We start from the raw sequence: 21,660 nt of genomic DNA on the forward strand, positions 1-21,660 counted from the left end.
TTGAAAACAAAAAACAGGCCGGCGAAATGTATAGCAAGCTAGCGACCGTCAATTTGTAGACGTCCTACGGAAATTTCTGATTCGGAAAATATTCGTTACGCCTTGTAAAGAAAACCTGACGATGTTGGCCCGCCAACGCGGTGATTTCCGGTCTCGCCCTCCGTTGTAAGGAAAAGCTTCCGTAACCCGACGGAGCGTGCGCCACGCAGGGCTCTGGCGCGCTTGTTTCCAGCCTCCAGGCAGGGTGTGATGCGCCCCATGCCTGTCGTGCAGGCGAATAACAAGAAGGAGGCGCAATGAACGCCGCGACTGATTTCCACTTCTCCCCGTGGGACGGTTTTCTCCTCGTCCCCGCCGATGGCCTGCAAAGGCCTGACTCACATTTTGCAGCCGCTCAAGACTGTCGAGGCGGACACACGCAATCCCGGCAACCGACACGCTGATCAGGCGGGTCTGGCAGCAGGGGTTAGCGGTGTACAATGCGCCGCGTTTTAACTGTGACCCTCTGCGTAATCGCAAAAATCTCGAGGCTATCCGCCTTGTTCACTCCGCCGCGCCACAAGCGTGCCGGGTTCGATTTCGTCACAGATAAAAACAAACAGGTGACGCATGACCGTTGTAAATGAGCTGAACTCCTGGTGCCTGCGCTGGGGTTTGATCGGGGCTGCCTGAAATCGCAACCTTGCAGCAACGTCTACTGAACATCATCAAACCTTGCGTGAGACCTTTTTCATGAGTGGACAACCCTCGCAATCAGGCGAGCTTAAACGCGGCCTGAAAAATCGCCATATTCAACTGATCGCCCTCGGTGGCGCGATCGGTACCGGATTGTTCCTCGGTTCTGCCGGGGTACTGAAATCCGCCGGCCCGTCGATGATCCTCGGCTACGCCATCTGCGGCTTCATCGCCTTCATGATCATGCGCCAGCTCGGCGAAATGATCGTCGAAGAGCCGGTGGCCGGTTCCTTCAGCCACTTTGCCCACAAATACTGGGGCGGTTTCGCCGGTTTTCTCTCGGGCTGGAACTGCTGGATTCTGTACATTCTGGTGGGCATGTCCGAGCTGACAGCGGTCGGCAAGTACATCCATTACTGGGCGCCGGACATCCCGACCTGGGTCTCCGCTGCCGCATTCTTTGTGCTGATCAACGCGATTAACCTGGCCAACGTCAAAGTCTTCGGTGAAGCCGAATTCTGGTTCGCGATCATCAAGGTTGTGGCCATCGTCGGCATGATCGCGCTGGGCAGCTACCTGCTGGTCAGCGGCCACGGCGGCCCGCAAGCGTCGGTGAGTAACCTGTGGTCCCACGGCGGTTTCTTCCCCAACGGAGTGAGCGGTCTGGTGATGGCCATGGCGATCATCATGTTCTCCTTCGGCGGTCTGGAAATGCTCGGTTTCACCGCAGCCGAAGCCGACAAGCCGAAAACCGTGATCCCGAAAGCGATCAATCAGGTGATCTACCGCATCCTGATTTTCTACATCGGCGCGCTGGTGATCCTGTTGTCGCTGACCCCGTGGGACAGCCTGCTGGAAACCCTCAACGCGTCCGGCGATTCCTATAGCGGCAGCCCGTTCGTCCAGGTGTTTTCGATGCTCGGTAGCAACACCGCCGCGCACATCCTCAACTTCGTCGTGCTGACCGCTGCGCTGTCGGTGTACAACAGTGGCACCTACTGCAATAGCCGCATGCTGCTGGGCATGGCCGAGCAGGGTGATGCACCGAAAGGCCTGGCGAAGATCGACAAGCGCGGCGTGCCGGTGCGTTCGATTCTGGCGTCGGCGGCAGTGACGCTGGTTGCCGTGTTGCTCAACTATCTGATCCCGCAACACGCGCTGGAACTGCTGATGTCGCTGGTGGTTGCGACGCTGGTGATCAACTGGGCGATGATCAGCTACTCGCACTTCAAGTTCCGCCAGCACATGAACCAGACCAAGCAGACGCCGCTGTTCAAGGCGCTGTGGTATCCGTACGGCAACTTCGTCTGCCTGGCGTTCGTGGTGTTCATCCTCGGCGTGATGCTGCTGATCCCGGGGATCCAGATCTCGGTGTATGCGATTCCGGTGTGGGTGGTGTTCATGTGGGTCTGCTACCTGATCAAGAACAAGCGCAGTGTGCAGCCGGTGGTGGCTGCAACGGCGAAATAACCGCGCAAGCAGAAACGACAAACCCGGCCAGAGTGCCGGGTTTGTTGTTTTGAAATGGAAAAATCTGGCATCACACCGAACCCTGTGGGAGCGAGCCTGCTCGCGAAAGCGGTCCATCAGAAACATCTGCATCGACTGACACACCGCCTTCGCGAGCAGGCTCGCTCCCACAGAGGTTGAGTGAATCAGGTTATCCTGCACCCTCTGATTACGGACGTTTTTCCATGCTGGTGATTTCCAACAACGTGCATCTGCCGGATGCCGAGATCGAGTTGACCGCCATCCGCGCGCAAGGCGCCGGTGGGCAGAACGTCAACAAGGTTTCCAGCGCCATGCATTTGCGCTTCGACATTCCCAACTCGTCATTGCCGGAGTTCTACAAGGAACGCCTGCTGGCGCTGCGTGACAGTCGTATCACCAGCGACGGCGTGCTGATCATCAAGGCGCAGCAATATCGCACCCAGGAAGCCAATCGCGCCGATGCGCTGGAGCGGCTGGTCGAGCTGATTCTCAGCGCCACCAAAGTCGAAAAGAAACGCCGCCCCACCAAACCGACCCTCGGCTCGAAGAAGCGTCGGCTGGAGTCGAAAACCAAGCGCGGTAGCATCAAGGCCGGGCGCGGCAAGGTGGACTTTAAGCCTCGCGGTATCTCGCCGTGTGCTTGTACAGATAGACACTCAGACCGAGTCCACTCAACGCCGCGAAGGCTGCGAACAGAAAGATCGACGCAAAGCCGAACCCCGCCGCAATCGCCCCGGCCAGCGGTCCGGTGATCCCCAGCGACAAATCAATGAACAACGAATAGGCACCGACCGCCGCGCCACGGCTGGAGGCCGGGACCAGATTCACTGCCTCCACGCCCAGCGCCGGGAACACCAGCGAGAAACCGAAGCCGCTCAGCGCCGCGCCGGCCAATGCCCAGTGTGCATCCGGTGCGATCCACAGCAACAACAAACCCAAGGTTTCCACCGACAGGCAGGCAATCGCCACGCGGAAGCCGCCGAGGCGGTTGATCAGGTTGCCGAACAGCAGCCGCGCGCCGATGAAGCTGGCGCCGAACAGGCTCAGGCACAGCACGGCGTTGTCCCAGTGCTGAGTCGCGTAATACAGGGTAATGAAAGTGGCGATGGTGCCAAAACCGATCGAACCCAGCGCGAGCCCGCAACCATGCGGGAAGACTTTGCCGAGCACGTGCATGAACGGCAGGCGTTCACCGGCAACAATCGGTGCCGCAGTTTTCGGCCATGCCAGCGCCAGACCGAGCAAAGCGAGGAGGATGATGCTCACGCCCATGCTCCACAAACCCAGCCGGCTCACCAGCCACACACCGAACGGCGCGCCGATCGCCAGGGCGCCGTAACTGGCGATGCCGTTCCAGGAAATCACTTTCGCCGTATTTGCCGCGCCGACGCGACCGATGCCCCAGCCAATCGAGCCGGAACCGACCAGGCTTTCCGCGCTACCCAGCACCAGGCGGCCAATCAACAGGCTGATCAGGCTCAGCAGCGGCAGGTTCGGTGTCCACGCCGAGATCAGCATGAACACGCCGCTCAAGCCACAACCCGCGAGGCCGATCATCACCGCGCGTTTGCTGCCCTGGTTGTCGATGATCTTGCCGGCGTACGGGCGGCTGAGCAGGGTGGCGAGGTATTGCACGCTGATCACCAGCCCGGCGATCACTGCGCCGAAACCGAGGTCGCTGTGGACATAGCCCGGCAACACGGCGAGCGGGATGCCGATGTTCAGGTAACCGATGAAGGTGAAGAGGACGATGGAAACTACTTGCAGCGTAACCGCCAGCGGACGCTGGGGCTCGGATATAGACGACATGGGTAACGATCCACGGGAGCAGCCGATTAGATAGGCTGCTCATGATACCGGCGTGAACCGCTCAAGGGCGGGGAAAAGTAAAACTATTTGCCGGGCGGCGCGTTCAGGATTTCGCCGGAGCGACCAGTTGCGTGGTGACGAGGGCGGCGAGGGCATTTTCTTCGCTGCCGAAACGCTCGAGCAGGGCGGCCTGTTTCTCGGGTGAGAGGCGATTCCAGATCTCGATCATTTTCTCGGTGGCGCCGATCAGCACGGCAGCTTGGCTTTCGGAGAATTCGTCGGTCATGGCGGGCTCGGGTTTCAGGCAGTGTGGAAAGCGCATGTTAGCGCTTTCCACACGGTCTGTACGGCGGGTCTTACTCTTCGCTGTCGGCTTTGCGGCTGTCAGCGGCTTCTTGCGGCTCGGGCTTTTCGGCGCCGGCGTGTTGCGGGGTCGTCTGCTCAGGTACGTGCAGGCTTGGGAAGGGAGATTGGGAATCTCGTGCATGGTTGCGCTCCTCGCTAAGTCTGTTGATAGATCAGGTGCTCCGCGCTTTACAAAGCCTGCGCAGGATACAGCAGGAAAAATGACAATCAGACTTTTAATTCAAATTAATGCGACAGATGGCCGCAGGGAGGGAGGCGACCACAAAAACCAAATGTGGGAGTGGACTTTTGTGGCGAGGGATTTATCCCCGATGGGCTGCGAAGCGGCCCCAACCCTGCGTTCGCGGAATGTCTGACACTCCGCGATCAACGGTTTACGACTGCTGCGCAGCCGGTCGGGGATAAATCCCCTCACCACAGGGCTCGCTCCCACAGGGTTTTGTGTTGCAGTAACTATTTGCAAGCGCTGGCGATGGCGTCAGCCAGCAAGGCGAGGCGGGTGGCGTCGATGCCGGCGACGTTGGCCCGGCCCGAGCTGACCATGTACACGCTGTGCCGCTCGCGCAGGGTTTTCACCTGTTCCGGCGACAGGCCGGTGTAGGAGAACATCCCGCGTTGCACGCCAATGTGCGCAAAACGCTCGCGCAAACCGTGGGGCTCCAGCGCTTCGACCAGACCGCTGCGCAGCTGCGCGATCCGCAAGCGCATGGCTTCCACTTCATCGGCCCAGCGCGCTTTCAGCTCTGGATCGGCAAGGATGGTCGCGACCACCGCAGCACCGTGATCCGGCGGCGTCGACCACAGGTTGCGGGCGATATTGGCCAGTTGACTGCGGATGTCGATGAGCTTGTCGGCGCTGGTCGCGCAGACGATCAGCGCACCGGTGCGGTCGCGGTACAGGCCGAAGTTCTTCGAGCAGGAACTGGTGATCAGCAGTTCCGGCACTTGCGCCGCGAACAACCGGGTCGACCACGCGTCCTGCTCCAGACCATCACCAAAACCCTGATAAGCGAAGTCGATCAGCGGCAGCAGGTCGCGGTTGCGCACCACTTCCAGCACACGCTTCCAGTCGTCATGGCTGAGGTCGAAACCGGTCGGGTTGTGGCAGCACGCGTGCAACAGCACTACGTCGCCCTTCGGCACTTCCCTGAGCACAGCGAGCATGGCTTCGACATCGAGGCGGTTGTCGCTGCCGACGTACGGGTAGTGGCTGACCTTGACCTTGGCGGCGGCGAAGATGGTTTCGTGGATCGGCCAGGTCGGGTTGCTCAACCACACGCCTTTGCCCGGCAGGCATTGCGCAATGAAGTCGGCCGCCAGCCGCAGGGCACCGGTGCCGCCCGGGGTCTGGGTGGCGCCGGCGCGTTGTTCGGTGAGCAGTTGTGAGTCGGCGCCGAGCACCAGCTCATTGATGACCTTGCCGAACAGCGGGTTGCCATGGCCACCGATGTAGGTCTTGGTGTCCTGGCTTTCGACCAGTCGCGCTTCGGCGATTTTCACCGCCTCCGGGATCGGCGTCAGGCCCTGGGCATCCTTGTAGACGCCAACGCCGAGGTCGAATTTGCGCGGATTGGCATCCTGCGCATAGGCCTCCATCAAACCGAGAATCGGGTCGCCGGGAACCCGGCCGATGGCGTCGAAGTGCATTACTTGCGTCCTTCTGCGGTCTTGGCCACTTCGTCAGTGCGCGCGGCCATGATGAAGTCGTTGCGGTGCAGGCCTTTGATCGAGTGGCTCCACCAGGTCACGGTGACTTTGCCCCATTCGGTCAGCAGACCCGGGTGGTGACCTTCGGCCTCGGAAATCTCGCCCACTGCGTTGGTGAATGCCAGCGCATGTTTGAAGTTCTTGAACAGGAAAACTTTCTCCAGCTGCATGATGCCGTCGCGTACTTCGATGTTCCAGTCAGGGATCTGCTTGATCAGGATCGGCAGTTCTTCATCGCTGACTTGTGGCGCATCGGCGCGGCAGGCTTCGCAGTGGGCTTGGTTCAAAGTCGACATGGTGTATTCCTGAAAACGAGTGTGTTTTTTATTAAAGCGCGTGTGCCGTCAATGCCGTCACGCTAAAGCAAAGTGACAGCGACGGACAGACGCAATTGTCAGCAAAAGTCGCGGTTCAGGCGGCTTTGGGTTTCGGCGGAAATTTCGGCGCGTGCAAGCCCAGCTGCATGCCCTGACGAACCATGGCCATGATGTCTTCATGGGCCACGTCGAACAGGCGCTTGAGGTTCGGCAGGACAAAATACAGCGGTTGCAGGATGTCGATGCGATACGGCGTGCGCATGGCTTCCAGCGGATCGAAGCGCTGGTGCTCGGGCTCGTCCGACAGGCAGTAAACGGTTTCTTTGGGCGAGGACAGAATCCCGCCGCCGTAGATGCGCTTGCCCTGCGGGGTGTCGACCAGACCGAATTCGATGGTCATCCAGTACAGCCGCGCCAGGTACACACGCTCTTCCTTGGTCGCTTGCAGGCCGAGCTTGCCGTAGGTGTGGGTGAATTCGGCGAAATACGGGTTGGTCAGCAGCGGGCAGTGGCCGAAGATCTCGTGGAAGATGTCCGGCTCTTGCAGATAGTCGAGCTCTTCGCGGGTACGAATGAAGGTGGCGACGGGGAATTGCTTGCTGGCAAGCAATTCGAAAAAGGTCTGGAAGGGGATTAGCGCTGGCACCCGGGCAACTTGCCAACCGGTGGTCTCGCCGAGGACTTTATTGATCTCGGCCAGTTGCGGGATGCGGTCGTGGGGCAGGCCGAGTTTTTCGATACCGTCCAGGTATTCCTGGCACGCGCGACCTTCAATCACCTTCAACTGGCGAGTGATCAGCGTGTTCCACACCGCATGTTCTTCAGCGGGGTAGTCGATAAAACCTTGCGCATCGGGCTCGCGAGCCACGTATTGCGTCTGCTTCATGCTGCTCTCCTGCTAGGAAATTCGTTTTTGTTATGTCCAGCGATGGCTAAAGGAATACCCCAGAGTGCGAAGGCGCGCAGCATGTTGAGCCGTGAGTGCGTAGGAAAATTCAACTGATTTCGTAAAGTTATCGTTACGCTTGGTCGGGTAATGCGCGTTTGCGGTGATTGGCGGGTTTGAAATGGGTCGGGACTGTCACATAATCTTGACAACTATCTGCGTGCCTCGACAGAAAACAATTTGGCGCGCAACGCGATTCCTTGTGGGAGCGAGCTTGCTCGCGAAAGCGGTGGGCCTGACACATCAATGCAGGATGTGCCGCCGCCTTCGCGAGCAAGCTCGCTCCCACAGGGATGTGTCAATTTTCCAGTCTTGTCGGGCCTTTTTCTATGCGCATCAAAGTCCACTGCCAGAACCGCATCGGCATCCTGCGCGATATTCTCAATCTGCTGGTGGCATACGGGATCAACGTTGCCCGCGGTGAGGTTGGCGGTGAGCATGGCAACGCGATCTACCTGCACTGCCCGAACCTGATCAACATCCAGTTCCAGGCATTGCGGCCGAAATTCGAGGCAATCGGCGGGGTGTTCGGCGTCAAGCGCGTCGGGCTGATGCCCAGCGAGCGCCGGCATATGGAATTGAATGCGCTGCTCGGCGCGCTGGAATTTCCGGTGCTGTCGATTGACATGGGCGGCTCGATCGTCGCGGCCAACCGCGCTGCAGCGCAATTGCTCGGCGTGCGTGTCGATGAGGTGCCGGGGATTCCATTGTCGCGCTACGCTGAGGATTTCGATTTGCCGGAACTGGTGCGCGCCAACAAATCGCGAATCAACGGCATGCGCGTCAAGGTCAAGGGCGACATCTTTCTCGCCGACATCGCGCCGCTGCAATCGGAGCACGATGACAGCGAGGCCATGGCCGGCGCCGTATTGACTCTGCACCGCGCCGACCGCGTCGGCGAGCGTATCTACAATGTGCGCAAGCAAGAGCTGCGCGGCTTCGACAGTATTTTCCAAAGCTCGAAAGTCATGGCCGCTGTGGTCCGCGAAGCGCGACGCATGGCACCGCTGGATGCGCCGCTATTAATAGAAGGCGAAACCGGCACCGGCAAGGAACTGCTCGCGCGCGCCTGTCACCTTGCCAGTCCGCGCGGACAGTCACCGTTGATGGCGCTCAACTGCGCCGGGTTGCCGGAGTCGATGGCCGAGACCGAACTGTTCGGCTACGGCCCCGGCGCCTTCGAAGGCGCACGGGCCGAAGGCAAGCTCGGCCTGCTGGAGTTGACCGCTGGCGGCACGCTGTTTCTCGATGGCGTCGGCGAGATGAGTCCGCGCTTGCAAGTCAAATTGCTGCGCTTTCTTCAGGACGGCTGCTTCCGTCGCGTCGGCAGTGATGAAGAGGTGTATCTGGACGTGCGGGTGATCTGCGCGACCCAGGTGGACTTGTCCGAACTGTGCGCGAGGGTGAGTTTCGTCAGGATCTCTATCACCGCTTGAACGTGCTGTCGCTGCACATCCCGCCGCTGCGCGAATGCCTCGACGGTCTGACGCCGCTGGTTGAACACTTTCTCGATCAGGCCAGTCGGCAGATCGGCTGTCCGCTGGCGAAACTGGCCCCGGCGGCGATGGATCGTCTCAGCCATTACCACTGGCCGGGCAACGTGCGGCAATTGGAGAACGTGCTGTTCCAGGCGGTTTCGTTGTGCGACGGCGGTAAGGTCAAGGCCGAACATATCCGCCTGCCGGATTATGGCGTGCGTCAGCCGCTTGGCGATTTTTCCCTGGATGGACATCTGGATGAGATTGTCGGGCGCTTCGAGAAAGCGGTGCTGGAGCGCTTGTATTCCGAGCACCCGAGCAGCCGGCAACTGGGCAAGCGGCTGGGGTTTCGCACACCACCATTGCCAACAAGCTGCGTGAGTATGAGGTGGGCAAGTCTGAGTCATAGCCGCAAGTGATCGTTCCCATGCTCTGCGTGGGAATGCAGCCCGGGACGCTCCGCGTCCCAAAGCGGACGCAGAGCGTCCAGTGAGGCATTCCCACGCAGAGCATGGGAACGATCAGTGTCCAGGCCGATCCTTGCCACTCACCGGCATGACACCGCCGGTTTTTCGTCTTCGATACATTTCAAATTCCCTCCGACTCCCTCAAGTCCCTTGTTTACCGGGCCTTTGCCCGCCAATAAAAAGTTGGTCTGCAAATTGCTTATGGCTGAGCAGTACAGCGGTGGGCGGCAAACGTCCGGCATGCAGAGGAAACACTGTGGACAAGTACCTTTATGTGGCAATGACCGGCGCCAGCCAGAACGCACTGGCGCAACGGGCGCATGCCAACAACCTGGCGAACATTTCCACCAACGGCTTCCAGCGCGACCTCGAGCAGGCGCGTTCGATGCCGGTATTCGGTGACAGCTTTCCGGCGCGTGCGTTTGCCATGAGCGAACGGCCCGCCACCGACTTCACCCCGGGCTCGCTGGTGCAGACTGGCCGCGACCTCGACGTCGCAGTGTCCGGCAACGGTTTTATCGCCGTGCAGAATCCCAACGGTGGCGAAAGCTACGTGCGCACCGGCAGCCTCAACATCGACGCCCTCGGCGTATTGCGCGCCGGCAACGGCATGCCGGTGATCGGTAATGGCGGCCCGATCGCCGTGCCGCCCGAGCAGCAGGTCGAAGTCGGCGAAGACGGCACCATCAGCATTCGCGCGATGGGCGAAGGCCCGCGCGTCATGGCCGAAGTCGACCGGATCAAACTGGTCAACCCGGACATCAAGAACATGAACAAAGGCCTCGACGGTTCGATTTACACCAAGGACGGCCAGCCGGCGCAAGCCGACGCCAACGTCAAACTGGTCTCGGGTTTCCTCGAGTCGAGCAACGTCAATGCCGTGGAAGAAATGACTTCGGTGCTGGCCCTGGCCAAGCAGTTCGAGTTGCACGTCAAGATGATGAACACCGCCAAAGACGACGACCAGGCCATGGCTCGGGTCTTGCAGATCAGCTAATTATCAGAACGTCGCGCCGTAAAACAGGCGCACGAGGAGAATCGAATGCTTCCGGCTCTATGGGTTGCCAAAACCGGTCTGTCCGCCCAGGACACCAACCTGACCACCATTTCCAACAACCTGGCGAACGTTTCGACCACGGGTTTCAAACGTGACCGTGCAGAGTTCCAGGACCTGCTCTATCAGATCAAGCGTCAGCCAGGCGCCCAGTCGACCCAAGACAGCGAACTGCCGTCGGGTCTGCAAGTGGGTACCGGTGTGCGCATCGTCGGCACGCAGAAAAACTTCACCGCCGGCAGCCTGCAAACCACCGAGCAGCCGCTTGACATGGCCATCGACGGTCGCGGTTTCTTCCAGATCCTGCAGCCGGACGGCACCACGTCCTACACCCGTGACGGTACTTTCCACCTCGACTCCAATGGCCAGATCGTCAATGCCAGCGGTTTCGCTCTGGAACCGGCGATCATCATCCCGAACGATGCGCAGACCTTCACTGTCGGCCGCGACGGTACCGTGTCGATCACCATCGCCGGCAACCCGGCCTCGCAAGTGATCGGCAACCTGCAGACCGCCGACTTCATCAACCCGGCCGGCCTGCAAGCCGTGGGCAACAACCTGTTCCTGGAAACCGCGGCTTCCGGCGCGCCTCAGATCGGCACCCCGGGCCTGAACGGTTTCGGTACCACGCTGCAGAACACCCTGGAAACGTCCAACGTCAGCACCGTTGAAGAGATGGTCAACATGATCACCACTCAACGCGCCTACGAGATGAACTCCAAGGTGATCTCCACCGCCGACCAGATGCTCTCGTTCGTAACGCAGAATCTGTAATCCAGTCTTTGGGGCGGCCTGAGGTCGCCAGCAACACCGTGAGGTAGGGTCATGAAGCGCTTTGTATCTGTTCTGGCATTGAGTGGGGTCGTCTCGCTCGCGGGCTGCGTCGCCCCGACGCCCAGGCCCAACGACCCTTACTACGCCCCGGTGTTGCCGCGCACACCGTTGCCGGCGGCCGCCAACAACGGCTCGATCTATCAGGCCGGCTTCGAGCAGAACCTGTACAGCGACCGCAAGGCGTTCCGGGTCGGTGACATCATCACCATCACCCTGAACGAGCGCACCCAGGCGAGCAAGAATGCCAACTCGCAGATGGACAAGAACAGCGACAACAAGATCGGGCTGACTTCGCTGTTCGGCTCCAGCCTGACCACCAACAACCCGATCGGTAGCAACGACCTGAGCCTCAACGCCGGCTACAGCGCCGACCGTTCGACCAAGGGCGACGCCAAGTCGGGGCAGAGCAACAGCCTGACCGGCTCGATCACCGTGACCGTGGCCGACGTGCTGCCCAACGGCATCATTGCCGTGCGTGGCGAGAAGTGGCTGACGCTCAATACCGGTGACGAGCTGGTGCGCATCGCCGGCATGGTCCGCGCCGATGACATCGCGACCGACAACACTGTGTCGTCGACCCGTGTCGCCGATGCGCGCATCACCTATTCGGGTACCGGCGCGTTTGCCGACACGAGTCAGCCAGGCTGGTTCGACCGCTTCTTCCTCAGCCCGCTGTTCCCTTTCTAGGTGGCTACGTTGAATCTGAAAAGCCTCATGCTGGCCGCGTTGTTGTTGCCGGTTGCCTTCACTGCACATGCCGAGCGGCTGAAAGACATCGCCAGCATTTCCGGCGTGCGCTCCAACCAGTTGATCGGTTACGGCCTGGTGGTCGGGCTTAACGGTACCGGCGACCAGACGACGCAGACCCCGTTCACCCTGCAGACTTTCAACAACATGCTCTCGCAGTTCGGCATCAAGGTGCCGCCGGGATCGGGCAACGTGCAGTTGAAGAACGTCGCGGCGGTGTCGGTGAGTGCTGATCTGCCAGCGTTTGCCAAACCGGGTCAGCAGGTCGACATCACCGTTTCGTCGATCGGTAACTCCAAGAGCCTGCGCGGCGGCACTTTGTTGCTGACGCCACTCAAGGGTATCGACGGCAATGTCTACGCCATCGCTCAAGGCAACCTCGTGGTTGGCGGTTTCGACGCTGAAGGCCGTGACGGTTCGAAGATTACCGTCAACGTTCCGTCGGCCGGGCGCATCCCTGGCGGTGCCTCGGTTGAGCGTTCGGTGCCGAGCGGTTTCAACCAGGGCAACAGTCTGACGCTGAACCTCAACCGCTCCGACTTCACCACCGCCAAGCGCATCGTCGACAAGATCAACGACATGCTCGGCCCTGGCGTCGCACAAGCCATTGATGGCGGTTCGATCCGTGTGACTGCACCGCTCGATCCGAGCCAGCGTGTCGACTACCTGTCGATCCTGGAAAACCTTGAAGTCGATCCGGGCCAGGCCGTCGCCAAAGTCATCATCAACTCGCGCACCGGCACCATCGTCATCGGCCAGAACGTGAAAGTGTCGCCGGCCGCTGTCACCCACGGCAGCCTGACCGTGACCATCACCGAAGACCCGATCGTCAGCCAGCCGGGCCCGCTGTCCAACGGCCAGACTGCCGTCGTGCCGCGCTCGCGAGTGAATGCCGAACAGGAAGCCAAACCGATGTTCAAGTTCGGCCCGGGCACCACCCTCGACGAGATCGTCCGTGCGGTGAACCAGGTCGGCGCGGCACCGGGTGACCTGATGGCAATTCTTGAAGCTCTGAAGCAGGCCGGCGCTTTGCAAGCCGACCTGATCGTGATCTGAGGCCGGCCCCCATGGATATGCGCAAAAGCGGTCTGGTCAGCAGCAGCGATTCGGGGTCCTACTCGGACCTCAATCGTCTGAATCAGCTCAAGGTCGGCGACAAGAACAGCGATGAAAACATGCGCAAGGTGGCGCAGGAATTCGAGTCGCTGTTCCTCGGCGAAATGCTCAAGTCGATGCGTTCGGCCACCGAAGCGCTCGGCCAGGACAACCCGCTGAACACACCGGCGGCCAAGCAGTATCAGGAAATGTACGACCAGCAACTGGCGGTTTCCATGTCGCGGGAGGGCGGTGGTATCGGCCTGGCCGACGTGCTGATCCGGCAGATGTCGAAGAACAAACCGATGGCTCCGGGTGAGGCTGCCGCCGCGTCCGCCGCCAAGCAGCAGGAAGCGCTGGCCAAGGCCGCCGCCGTGCCGACGCCGATTGCCGCCGGCACCGTCGCCACCGGTCCGCTGTCCCGCGTCAACGGCGAGCGTCCGTTGTGGGCATCGCGCTCGGTGCATGCGCCGAACAACACCGATATTTCCCATCGCAACGACATGGCGCTGATCAATCAGCGGCGTCTGGCGCTGCCGCCGAAACTGGCCGATCGCTTGCTCGCCGGCCTGGTGCCGTCGGCGCCGAGCGTGGCCACTGCGACCACTGCAGCAGCGGCGACCAACGCCTTGCCGCAACGGGCTGCGACAACCGCCGTCAGCGGTTCCGGCGCGTTGTACAACGGCGACTGGCTGGCCCGTGCCGAAGAGCAGAAAGCTGCCGGCGGGCAGATGCAGGTCTACGGCCGCGCCATGGCGCAGATTCCGCTGGCACCGGCGAAAAAGCCTTCAGTTCGGCCGACGAATTCGTCAACACCATGCTGCCGATGGCCAAGGAAGCTGCCGACCGCATCGGCGTCGATCCGCGTTATCTGGTGGCGCAAGCGGCACTGGAAACCGGTTGGGGCAAATCGGTCATGCGCGCTCAGGATGGCAGCAGCAGCCACAACCTGTTCGGCATCAAGGCGAGCAGCAACTGGAAGGGCGATTCGGCCCGGGCAATCACCAGCGAATTCCGCAACGGTGCGATGGTCAAGGAGACGGCCGAGTTCCGTTCCTACGCCTCGTACAAGGACAGCTTCCACGATCTGGTGACGTTGCTGCAGAGCAACAATCGCTATCAAGAAGTGCTGAAGTCGGCCGATAACCCAGAACAGTTTGTACGCGAGTTGCAGAAGGCCGGTTACGCCACCGACCCGAACTACGCCAACAAGATTTCGCAAATTGCCAAGCAGATGAACAGTTTCGAAAACTACGCTGCGGCGGGTGTCTCCACCACGCCTTTATAAGGCACCAGGTAATAAGGTCTGAACCATGAGTTTGCTCAATATCGGGATGTCGGGACTGTCGGCCAGCCAGTCCTCTCTGGCTACGACAGGCAACAACATTGCCAACGTCGATACCGCCGGTTATTCGCGTCAGCAAACCGTACAGGGCACCAAGTCGTCGCAGCAGTACGGCACCGTGTTCATCGGTACCGGCACGACCCTGGCCGACGTGCGCCGGGTGTACAACTCGTACCTGGAAAGCCAGTTGCATACCGCGACTTCGCTGGACAGCGAAGCCGCGTCGTTCCTGGCCCAGGCCACGCCATTGGACGCGATGCTCTCGGACACCAACACCGGCCTGACCGGCGTGCTGCAGAAGTTCTTCACTTCGCTGCAGGGCGTGTCGACCTCGGCCACCGATGACACCTCGCGCCAATCGGTGCTGACCGGTGCGCAGGCGCTGAGCAGTCGTTTCAATACCATCGCCAAGCAACTCAACGACCAGAACACCACGATCAACGGCAGCCTGGGCGACATGACCGCCCAGGTGAACAAGCTGGCGACCTCGATCGCCAACCTGAACCAGAAGATCGGCGAGATCTCCACCAGCGGCGGTGCGCCGAACGACCTGCTCGACAGCCGTAACGAAGCGGTTCGCCAACTGTCGGTGCTGACCGGCGCCCAAGTGGTTGAGCGCGGCACCAGTTTCGATATCTACGTCGGCAGCGGCCAGCCGTTGGTGATCGGCAACACCACCAACACCCTGAACATGGTTGCCAGCAAAGACGATCCGTCGCGCATGGCCATTCAGATGGACCGCGGTTCGAGCACCATCGACATCACCTCGGTGATCAGCGGTGGCGAAATCGGTGGTCTGCTGACCTATCGCAAGGAAGTCCTCGACCCGTCGCTCAACGAGCTGGGCCGAGTCGCCCTGGTGGTCGCCGATCAGATCAACCGCCAGCAAGCCCAGGGCATCGACAAGAACGGTGACTTCGGCGCGGCGATTTTCAACAACATCAACAGTGCCGCACTGATCAGCCAGCGCAGCATTGCCAAAGATGGCAACAGCGCCGGTTCCGGCAACCTCGATGTGACCATCAAGGACACCGGCAAGCTGACCACCAGCGATTACCAGGTCACGTTCACCAGCGCTACCGACTACACCGTCAAGCGTTCCGACGGCACCGACATGGGTGCATTCAGCACCACGACCAACCCGCCACCCGTGATCGACGGTTTCACCCTCGCTCTGAACGGCGGTGCGTTGAGCGCCGGTGACTCGTTCAAGGTCACGCCGACCCGCAACGCGGCCGCGAGCATCCAGACGGTGCTCACCGATCCGAAGAAAATCGCCGCCGCAGGTCCGCTGACCGGCGTGGCCAGCGCGAACGGTCTGGGCACTTACACCCAGCCGACGCTCAGCGACAAGATCGACATCTACAACCCGACCGCCCAGGCTGACATGCAGGCGGCGCTGAAGAATTCGACGCCGGTCAAACTGGTGTTCGGCGCAGCCAGCGGCGGCAGCCAATCGTACAATCTGGTCGACGCCAAGGGCGCGACCATCGGCACCGGCACCATCGTGCCCGGCCAGTCGAACACGCTGAACCTGAAAGTCGGCATCGTCGACGCCAGCGGCAACCCGGTGATGGACACTACGGTCACGCCGAACGTGCAGAAGACCTTCACCGTGCAGACCACCGTGGGCGGCACGCCGAAATCCGGCGAGACCTTCACCATGAACCTGACCGGCGCGGCGTCTTCGGACAACCGCAACGCCCAGGCACTGGTCGCATTGCAAACCAAACAGACCGTGGACACCGGTTCGGCTAGCAAGGGCATCAGCCTGACCGACGCCTATAACACCCTGGTGACCAACGTCGGTACCAAGACCGCCCAAGGCAAGTCCGACAGCGCCGCGACCACGGCGATTCTGGAGAACGCCAAGGGTGCCCGCGATTCGCTTTCCGGGGTCAACCTGGACGAAGAAACCGGCAACCTGGTCAAGTACCAGCAGTACTACACAGCGTCTTCGCAGATCATCAAAGCTGCGCAGGAAACTTTCGCCACGCTGATCAACAGCCTTTAAGGAGTCGTAATTCATGCGCATTTCCACCGCCCAGTATTACGGAACGCAAGCTTCGGATTATCAGCGTAACTTCAACAAGGCTGTCGCCACCGCGAGCGAGGCGAGCAGCCTGCAACGCATCAACACTGCCGCCGATGATCCGATCGGTGCCGGGCGTCTGCTGCAGCTGGGCCAGCAGGCAGCGATGCTCGATCAGTACAAGACCAACGTCAACACCACCAAAAGTGCGTTGAACGTGCAGGAGTCGACCCTGGAGTCGATTACTACGGCGCTGGCGCGTGCTAAAGAACTGGCGCTGGCCGCCAACAACGGCACGATTACCGACAGGGATCGCCAGGCGTACGCCTCGGAACTGGGCGAAATCCAGCAACAAGTGCTGGGTCTGATGAATTCAAGGATGCCGACGGCAACTACCTGTTCTCTGGTTCGAAAACCGACACCGCGCCGTACTCGAAGAACGCCGACGGCACTTTCAGTTACAACGGCGACCAGACCACCATCAATCTGGGTATTGGCGACGGCATGACTGTCGGCACCAATACCACCGGGTGGGACGCTTTCCAGCAGACCATCAACACCGGTCGCACCACCACAAAAATGACCGCCCCAGCGGTGGATGACGGGCGTGTCGTGCTGTCCAAAGGCACTGTCGGTACTGTCGCGACTTATGACGCCAAGTTCAGCGCCGGTCAGCCGTATACCGTTGATTTCGTCAGCAGCACGCAATTGAAAATCACCGATGCGCTGGGCAACGACGTGACCGCCGAAGCCAGCCAGAACGGCCTGATCAGCAACAGCAGCGGCGCCAACCAGACGGTCAGCTTCCGTGGCGTTGACCTCAAGTTGAACATCAACCTCAAGGCCGGTGACACCAACCCGGATGCAGTCATTGCCGGGCACAGCTTCCAGCTGTCGAGCACGCCTGATTCGTTCACCACCACGCGCAGCCCGGGCAATACCTCGACGTCGGTGATCACCGGTTCGACCATCACCGACCAGGCCGCGTATAACGCGGCATTCCCGCAGGGTGGGGCAGTCCTCAAGTTCACCAGCGCGACCGATTTCGACCTGTACGCCGCACCGGTGACGGCTGACAGCAAGCCGGTATCCTCTGGCACCGTCGTCGGAGGCAATGCGACCGCTGCCGGTGTCACCTTCGCTTTGGGCGGTACGCCGGCCACTGGCGATCAGTTCTCGATCCAGCCGAACAATCACCAGACCCAGAACGTGCTCGACACCCTGGGCCAGATGATCACGGCGCTGAACACCCCGGTCGATGGCGATCCGGTCGCCAAGCAGAAACTGCAGGGCGCGATGGAGGCTGGCCTCGGCAACATCGACGCTGCCTCCAATCAGATCGGCACGGCGGTCACCACCATCGGCGCTCGTGGCCAGGCGCTCGATATGCAGGCCATCACCAACGACAGCCTGAGCACAGCGAATACCACGACCCAAGGTTCGATCCGCGATTCCGATCCGGCCGAAGTCATGACCCGCCTGACCTTGCAGCAGACCATGCTGCAGGCCTCGCAACTGGCGTTCAGCAAGATCAGTCAGTTGGGTCTGTTCAACAAGATCTGACGGTGGAGCGGGCGCACACGCGCCCGGCTGTTCCTGTTCAATTAACAGTTAATGTTTTTGCGGTTTCAAGGGCTCGCTTTTCTGAGCGGGCTCGCGCCGCCTGCGAGCCCTCTGTGAAGTCACTTCCCCTCGTCAGTCTAGTTATTCCAGCACTCAATGCGCGCTTTTTCGAAAGGGCGTTGAGCAGCGCTTTGAGCCAGAGTTATGGCAATCTCGAAATCGTTGTTTGCGACGACAGTCGTGGCGTTGAGATCGAAGCGATCGTTTGCTCTTTGACCGAGCGCACAGGAGCGGTGGTGCGCTATGTGCGCAATCCTCAAACGCTTGGGCTGGTGGGCAATCTGCAAGCGTGTCTGGAGCAGGCTCGGGGAGAGTTCATCAAGTTTCTTTGTGATGACGATCAGTTGTTTTCCATCTGTATCGAGCATCAGGTCCAGGCGTACATCGATCTGCCGGACGTCAATCTGGTATTGGCGCAGCGACTGTTCTGGGACGCAGACGACCTGGCACTGCCATCGCGCCTGGAAAACACGCCTTTGGCACCCGTCAGCGGGTTATTCAAAGGTGAAGACCTGTTGGCAATTTTTGAAAACTTTCCGGTCAATATTCTCGGCGGATTCAGCAATGCGCTGTTTCGCCGGGCCGATGTGCTGGAATGGCTGCCGGCGTTGACTCAGCCTGGACATTGTTTCGTTGCCACCCTCGATTTTGCTCTGTATGTCTGCTTGCTGCGGCGTGGCAATGTCGTGGTATCCAACCATGTACTGAGTGTCGAGCGTTTATACCCCGAGCGATTGAGCGGTCAGCAAGCGATGCGCGATGCTGCACAGGTCGAGCGGCAATGGTTGACGCAAATGCTCAAGGCCCGTGGCGGTGAATCAGCGCCGGCCTCTGGCTGGGTGCGTTATGTGCCGATGAGCAGGGCTGCCGAATCGCCGCGTGTGTGGGAGGAGTTGCCGCTCAGCCGAACGCTGGGGACCAAGCAGACCACTCAGGATTGGCATGTCGGCATTTCCAGTATCAGCTTTGCCGAGTTGTATGCGCAGTGGCTGGCCTGTCGAAAACTGACAGACGGGCAGCGTGCGTTGTTGCCGGATACCCTGGCAGCTTGGCCGCACAAGCCCGCAATCGTTCCGGTGATCATCGACGAGCAGGGTAGTCGCTCGGCGCTGGATCTGACGTTGCAGTCACTGGCGGAGCAGGAGTATCCGCCGCAACTGACGCTGGTGTTTTGCGCCTCTTGCACCGAGCCGCACGTTGACGAACGCGTTGTGCGCATGCCGCTGCAAGACGACTGGCAACAGCAGATCAACGACGTGTTGTCGCAACTCGATGGTGCCGACTGGTTCTATCTCTTGCGCGCCGGTGATCGACTGGTGGTGCCGGCGTTGCTGGTGATGGCCGAGCGCATTGCCCTCTCGCAGACGTTGACCTGCCTTTACAGTGACGAGGGCGGGTTGAGTAGCGGTGAGTCAACCGAGCCAGTGTTCAAACCGGACTTCAATCTGGACTTGATGCGCAGTTATCCTTACGTCGGCAGAGCGCTCGCATTCGAGCGCAAGCGCTTCCTCGCACTTGGCGGTTTCGATTCCGGATTTGGTGAGCTGGCCCCGCACGATGTGTTGTGGCGCATGGTCGAGGAAGGCGGCAGTCAGGCGATCGGGCACATCGCGGAGGTATTGCTCGAGTCCCCATTCGACCTGGCCAAATGGCTGTCGGAACCGCAGATGGCCGAACGCAATGCGCAATTGACCAGTGCCCATCTGGCGCGCCTGGGCATTGCCCACGAGATTCGCCAGGGTGCCTCAGCCATTCTCAACCGGATCGATTATCAGCATGTGCACCAGCCGCTGGTGTCGATCGTGATCGTCAGCAAGGATCAGACGGCGGCCGTGCAGCGCTGTGTCGAAACGCTACTGCAAAACACCACCGCTGCCGAGTACGAACTGCTGTTGGTCAATAACGCAAGCGAGACGATCGAGGCACAGATCTGGTTTGACGGCATGGCGCAGTTGGGCAGTGATCGTATTCGTGTGCTCGATTACCCGAAGCAGGACAACATGGCCGCTGTCAGAAACGGCGCCATCAGCCATGCCCGCGGCGAATATGTGCTGTTGCTCAACCCTTATGCGGTGATTACCCAAGGTGACTGGTTGGCGGAAATGCTCCAGCACGCGCAGCGTCCTGAGGTCGGCGTGGTGGGAGCCAAGTTGTTCAATCCCGACGGTCGGGTGGTGCACGCTGGTCTGATTCTCGGTCTGCATGGTCCGGTGGGGGTGCCTTTTATGGCGAGTCCCTGCAGGCGACCGGGTACATGTACCGATTGCTGGCTACCCATGATCTGAGTGCCGTGGGCAGTGATTGCCTGCTCGTACGCAAATCCGTGTTCGATGACGTCGGTGGTCTGGATGAGCAGGATCTGGGGCTATCGCTCAATGAAGTCGACTTGTGCCTGCGCATTGGCCAGCAAGGCTATCTGGTGGTCTGGACGCCCTATGCGCAACTGGCATTGGGCGCGCAACCCGGTATGACCTCCAAAGAAGGTGAAGAGGCTTTGCATGACGCTGAGCGGGAGGTGTTCTACAAGCGCTGGCTGCCAATCATCGCCCGCGATCCGGCCTACAACGCCAACCTGTCGCTGAACGGTTTGGGCGGTTCGAGCTTCAGCCTCGACCCTGGTCTGCGCACCGGTTGGAGTCCGTTTTCCCAGCCACAGTTACCGAGAATCCTCGCCTTGCCGGTCAATGCCTCGGCGATCGGGCACTACCGCGTGACCCAGCCTTTGATCGAACTGGAAGCAGCAGGGCGGGCGCTGGGACGTATTCACTATAATTTGCCGAGCATCATCGAGGTGGAGCGTCAGTCCCCTGACGTGATCATTTTGCAGGGGCGCTACGCCGAAGCGCCGATCAATGAGATCCCCGGCCTGCAAAAGTACTCGAGTGCGCGGCGGATCTATGAACTCGATGACTATGTCATCGATGTGCCTCACCGCAACGCGCACATCCGCAATATGCCGAACAAGGACGAAATGGAGAGGCTGGTTCGTCGGGCGATCGCCATGTGTGACCGGGTTGTTGTGTCTACTGCACCGCTGGGCAACGCGTTGTCGAGCATGCACAACGATATCCGGGTTGTGCCGAACATGCTGTCCCGGCACATGTGGTGCGACTTGCACAGCCAGCGCCGTACTTCGAAAAAGCCGCGGGTCGGCTGGGGGGGCACCAGCCACCACGGCGACTTGGCCGTGATCGCCGACGTAGTCCGTGAATTGGCCGATGAAGTCGACTGGGTGTTTTTGGCATGTGCCCGGATGATCTGCGCCCGTACATGCACGAATTTCACGGTGTAATCGGACTGGACGTATATCCCGCGAAGCTGGCCAGCCTCAACCTGGATCTGGCCCTCGCGCCGCTGGAGTTCCATATTTTCAACGACTGCAAAAGTAACCTGCGGCTGCTGGAGTACGGTGCCTGTGGCTACCCGGTTATCTGTACGGATACCGAGGCCTATCGCGGATATCTGCCGTGTACGCGGATCAAGACCAACAGTACCGATGAGTGGCTGCAGGCGATCCGCATGCATCTGGCCGACCCTGATGCCAGCTACCGCCTGGGCGACGAGTTGCGTGAGGTGGTGCTGCGTGATTACGTGCTGCGTGGCGATAATCTGCGGTATTGGGAATATGGCTGGTTGGCCGATTGATTTGAATGCAGTCGTGACCATTTGAACAG

General features: G+C 60.4%; 11 protein-coding genes and 5 pseudogenes. 11 read left to right on the forward strand and 5 right to left on the reverse strand.

Features of this window, described 5'->3' with window-relative positions:
- The first annotated feature begins 732 nt into the window (after window positions 1-732).
- Window positions 733-2,145: an amino acid permease gene (locus LJU32_11995; GenBank protein WKV90765.1), complete on the forward strand. Its 1,413-nt coding sequence runs from the start codon at window positions 733-735 to the stop codon at window positions 2,143-2,145.
- A gap of 224 nt (window positions 2,146-2,369) precedes the next feature.
- Window positions 2,370-2,780 (forward strand): annotated as a pseudogene (gene arfB / locus LJU32_12000) (aminoacyl-tRNA hydrolase).
- Here the strand turns inward: arfB and LJU32_12005 are convergent.
- The 5 genes from LJU32_12005 to phhA form a co-directional block, all read right to left on the reverse strand.
- Window positions 2,779-3,966 carry an MFS transporter gene (locus tag LJU32_12005; GenBank protein ID WKV91083.1) on the reverse strand — a complete coding sequence of 396 codons (1,188 nt, stop codon included), beginning with the start codon at window positions 3,964-3,966 and terminating at the stop codon, window positions 2,779-2,781. The pseudogene arfB and the gene LJU32_12005 sit on opposite strands and share 2 nt — an antisense overlap.
- Window positions 3,967-4,078: 112 nt before the next feature.
- Window positions 4,079-4,261 carry a hypothetical protein gene (locus LJU32_12010; GenBank protein ID WKV91084.1) on the reverse strand — a complete coding sequence of 61 codons (183 nt, stop codon included), beginning with the start codon at window positions 4,259-4,261 and terminating at the stop codon, window positions 4,079-4,081.
- A gap of 533 nt (window positions 4,262-4,794) precedes the next feature.
- Entirely contained in the window at window positions 4,795-5,988 is a 1,194-nt protein-coding gene (locus tag LJU32_12015) for an aspartate/tyrosine/aromatic aminotransferase (protein WKV90766.1), read from the reverse strand.
- Entirely contained in the window at window positions 5,988-6,344 is a 357-nt protein-coding gene (locus LJU32_12020; GenBank protein WKV90767.1) for a 4a-hydroxytetrahydrobiopterin dehydratase, read from the reverse strand. Before LJU32_12020 ends, LJU32_12015 begins: the two co-directional genes overlap by 1 nt.
- A gap of 115 nt (window positions 6,345-6,459) precedes the next feature.
- Window positions 6,460-7,251 (reverse strand): phenylalanine 4-monooxygenase, encoded by a 792-nt coding sequence (gene phhA, locus LJU32_12025; GenBank protein WKV90768.1) that lies wholly within the window; start codon window positions 7,249-7,251, stop codon window positions 6,460-6,462.
- A gap of 389 nt (window positions 7,252-7,640) precedes the next feature.
- Here phhA and LJU32_12030 point away from each other — a divergent pair.
- The 9 genes and pseudogenes from LJU32_12030 to LJU32_12070 all read left to right on the forward strand — a co-directional run bounded on the left by LJU32_12030 (window position 7,641) and on the right by LJU32_12070 (window position 21,631).
- Window positions 7,641-9,198, forward strand: a pseudogene (locus tag LJU32_12030) (sigma-54-dependent transcriptional regulator).
- A gap of 314 nt (window positions 9,199-9,512) precedes the next feature.
- Window positions 9,513-10,253, forward strand: coding sequence for a flagellar basal body rod protein FlgF (locus LJU32_12035; GenBank protein WKV90769.1), 741 nt, complete (start codon window positions 9,513-9,515; stop codon window positions 10,251-10,253).
- A gap of 45 nt (window positions 10,254-10,298) precedes the next feature.
- Complete coding sequence (gene flgG / locus LJU32_12040) at window positions 10,299-11,084, forward strand: flagellar basal-body rod protein FlgG (GenBank protein WKV90770.1); 786 nt, start codon at window positions 10,299-10,301, stop codon at window positions 11,082-11,084.
- Between the two features lie 51 nt (window positions 11,085-11,135).
- Window positions 11,136-11,831, forward strand: coding sequence for a flagellar basal body L-ring protein FlgH (flgH, locus tag LJU32_12045; protein WKV90771.1), 696 nt, complete (start codon window positions 11,136-11,138; stop codon window positions 11,829-11,831).
- A gap of 27 nt (window positions 11,832-11,858) precedes the next feature.
- A complete protein-coding gene (locus LJU32_12050; protein ID WKV91085.1) occupies window positions 11,859-12,947 on the forward strand; it encodes a flagellar basal body P-ring protein FlgI in 1,089 nt (362 codons plus the stop codon).
- A gap of 11 nt (window positions 12,948-12,958) precedes the next feature.
- Window positions 12,959-14,274 (forward strand): annotated as a pseudogene (gene flgJ, locus LJU32_12055) (flagellar assembly peptidoglycan hydrolase FlgJ).
- A gap of 25 nt (window positions 14,275-14,299) precedes the next feature.
- Complete coding sequence (flgK, locus tag LJU32_12060) at window positions 14,300-16,345, forward strand: flagellar hook-associated protein FlgK (protein ID WKV90772.1); 2,046 nt, start codon at window positions 14,300-14,302, stop codon at window positions 16,343-16,345.
- Window positions 16,346-16,358: 13 nt separating this feature from the next.
- Window positions 16,359-17,926: pseudogene (locus tag LJU32_12065) on the forward strand (flagellar hook-associated protein 3).
- 113 nt (window positions 17,927-18,039) lie between these two features.
- Window positions 18,040-21,631: pseudogene (locus tag LJU32_12070) on the forward strand (glycosyltransferase).
- The last annotated feature ends 29 nt before the right edge of the window (window positions 21,632-21,660 follow it).

Origin of the sequence: Pseudomonas sp. B21_DOA (genome assembly GCA_030544685.1) — a bacterium.
GTDB classification, from domain to species: domain Bacteria; phylum Pseudomonadota; class Gammaproteobacteria; order Pseudomonadales; family Pseudomonadaceae; genus Aquipseudomonas; species Aquipseudomonas fluorescens_AO.

Bases quoted from the DNA above. Each gene is read 5' to 3' on its own strand.
- LJU32_11995 (WKV90765.1), top strand. From the start codon at position 733: ATGAGTGGACAACCCTCGCAATCAGGCGAGCTTAAACGCGGCCTGAAA.
- LJU32_12010 (WKV91084.1), bottom strand. From the start codon at position 4,261: ATGACCGACGAATTCTCCGAAAGCCAAGCTGCCGTGCTGATCGGCGCC.
- LJU32_12015 (WKV90766.1), bottom strand. From the start codon at position 5,988: ATGCACTTCGACGCCATCGGCCGGGTTCCCGGCGACCCGATTCTCGGT.
- LJU32_12020 (WKV90767.1), bottom strand. From the start codon at position 6,344: ATGTCGACTTTGAACCAAGCCCACTGCGAAGCCTGCCGCGCCGATGCG.
- phhA (WKV90768.1), bottom strand. From the start codon at position 7,251: ATGAAGCAGACGCAATACGTGGCTCGCGAGCCCGATGCGCAAGGTTTT.
- flgG (WKV90770.1), top strand. From the start codon at position 10,299: ATGCTTCCGGCTCTATGGGTTGCCAAAACCGGTCTGTCCGCCCAGGAC.
- flgH (WKV90771.1), top strand. From the start codon at position 11,136: ATGAAGCGCTTTGTATCTGTTCTGGCATTGAGTGGGGTCGTCTCGCTC.
- LJU32_12050 (WKV91085.1), top strand. From the start codon at position 11,859: ATGCTGGCCGCGTTGTTGTTGCCGGTTGCCTTCACTGCACATGCCGAG.
- flgK (WKV90772.1), top strand. From the start codon at position 14,300: ATGAGTTTGCTCAATATCGGGATGTCGGGACTGTCGGCCAGCCAGTCC.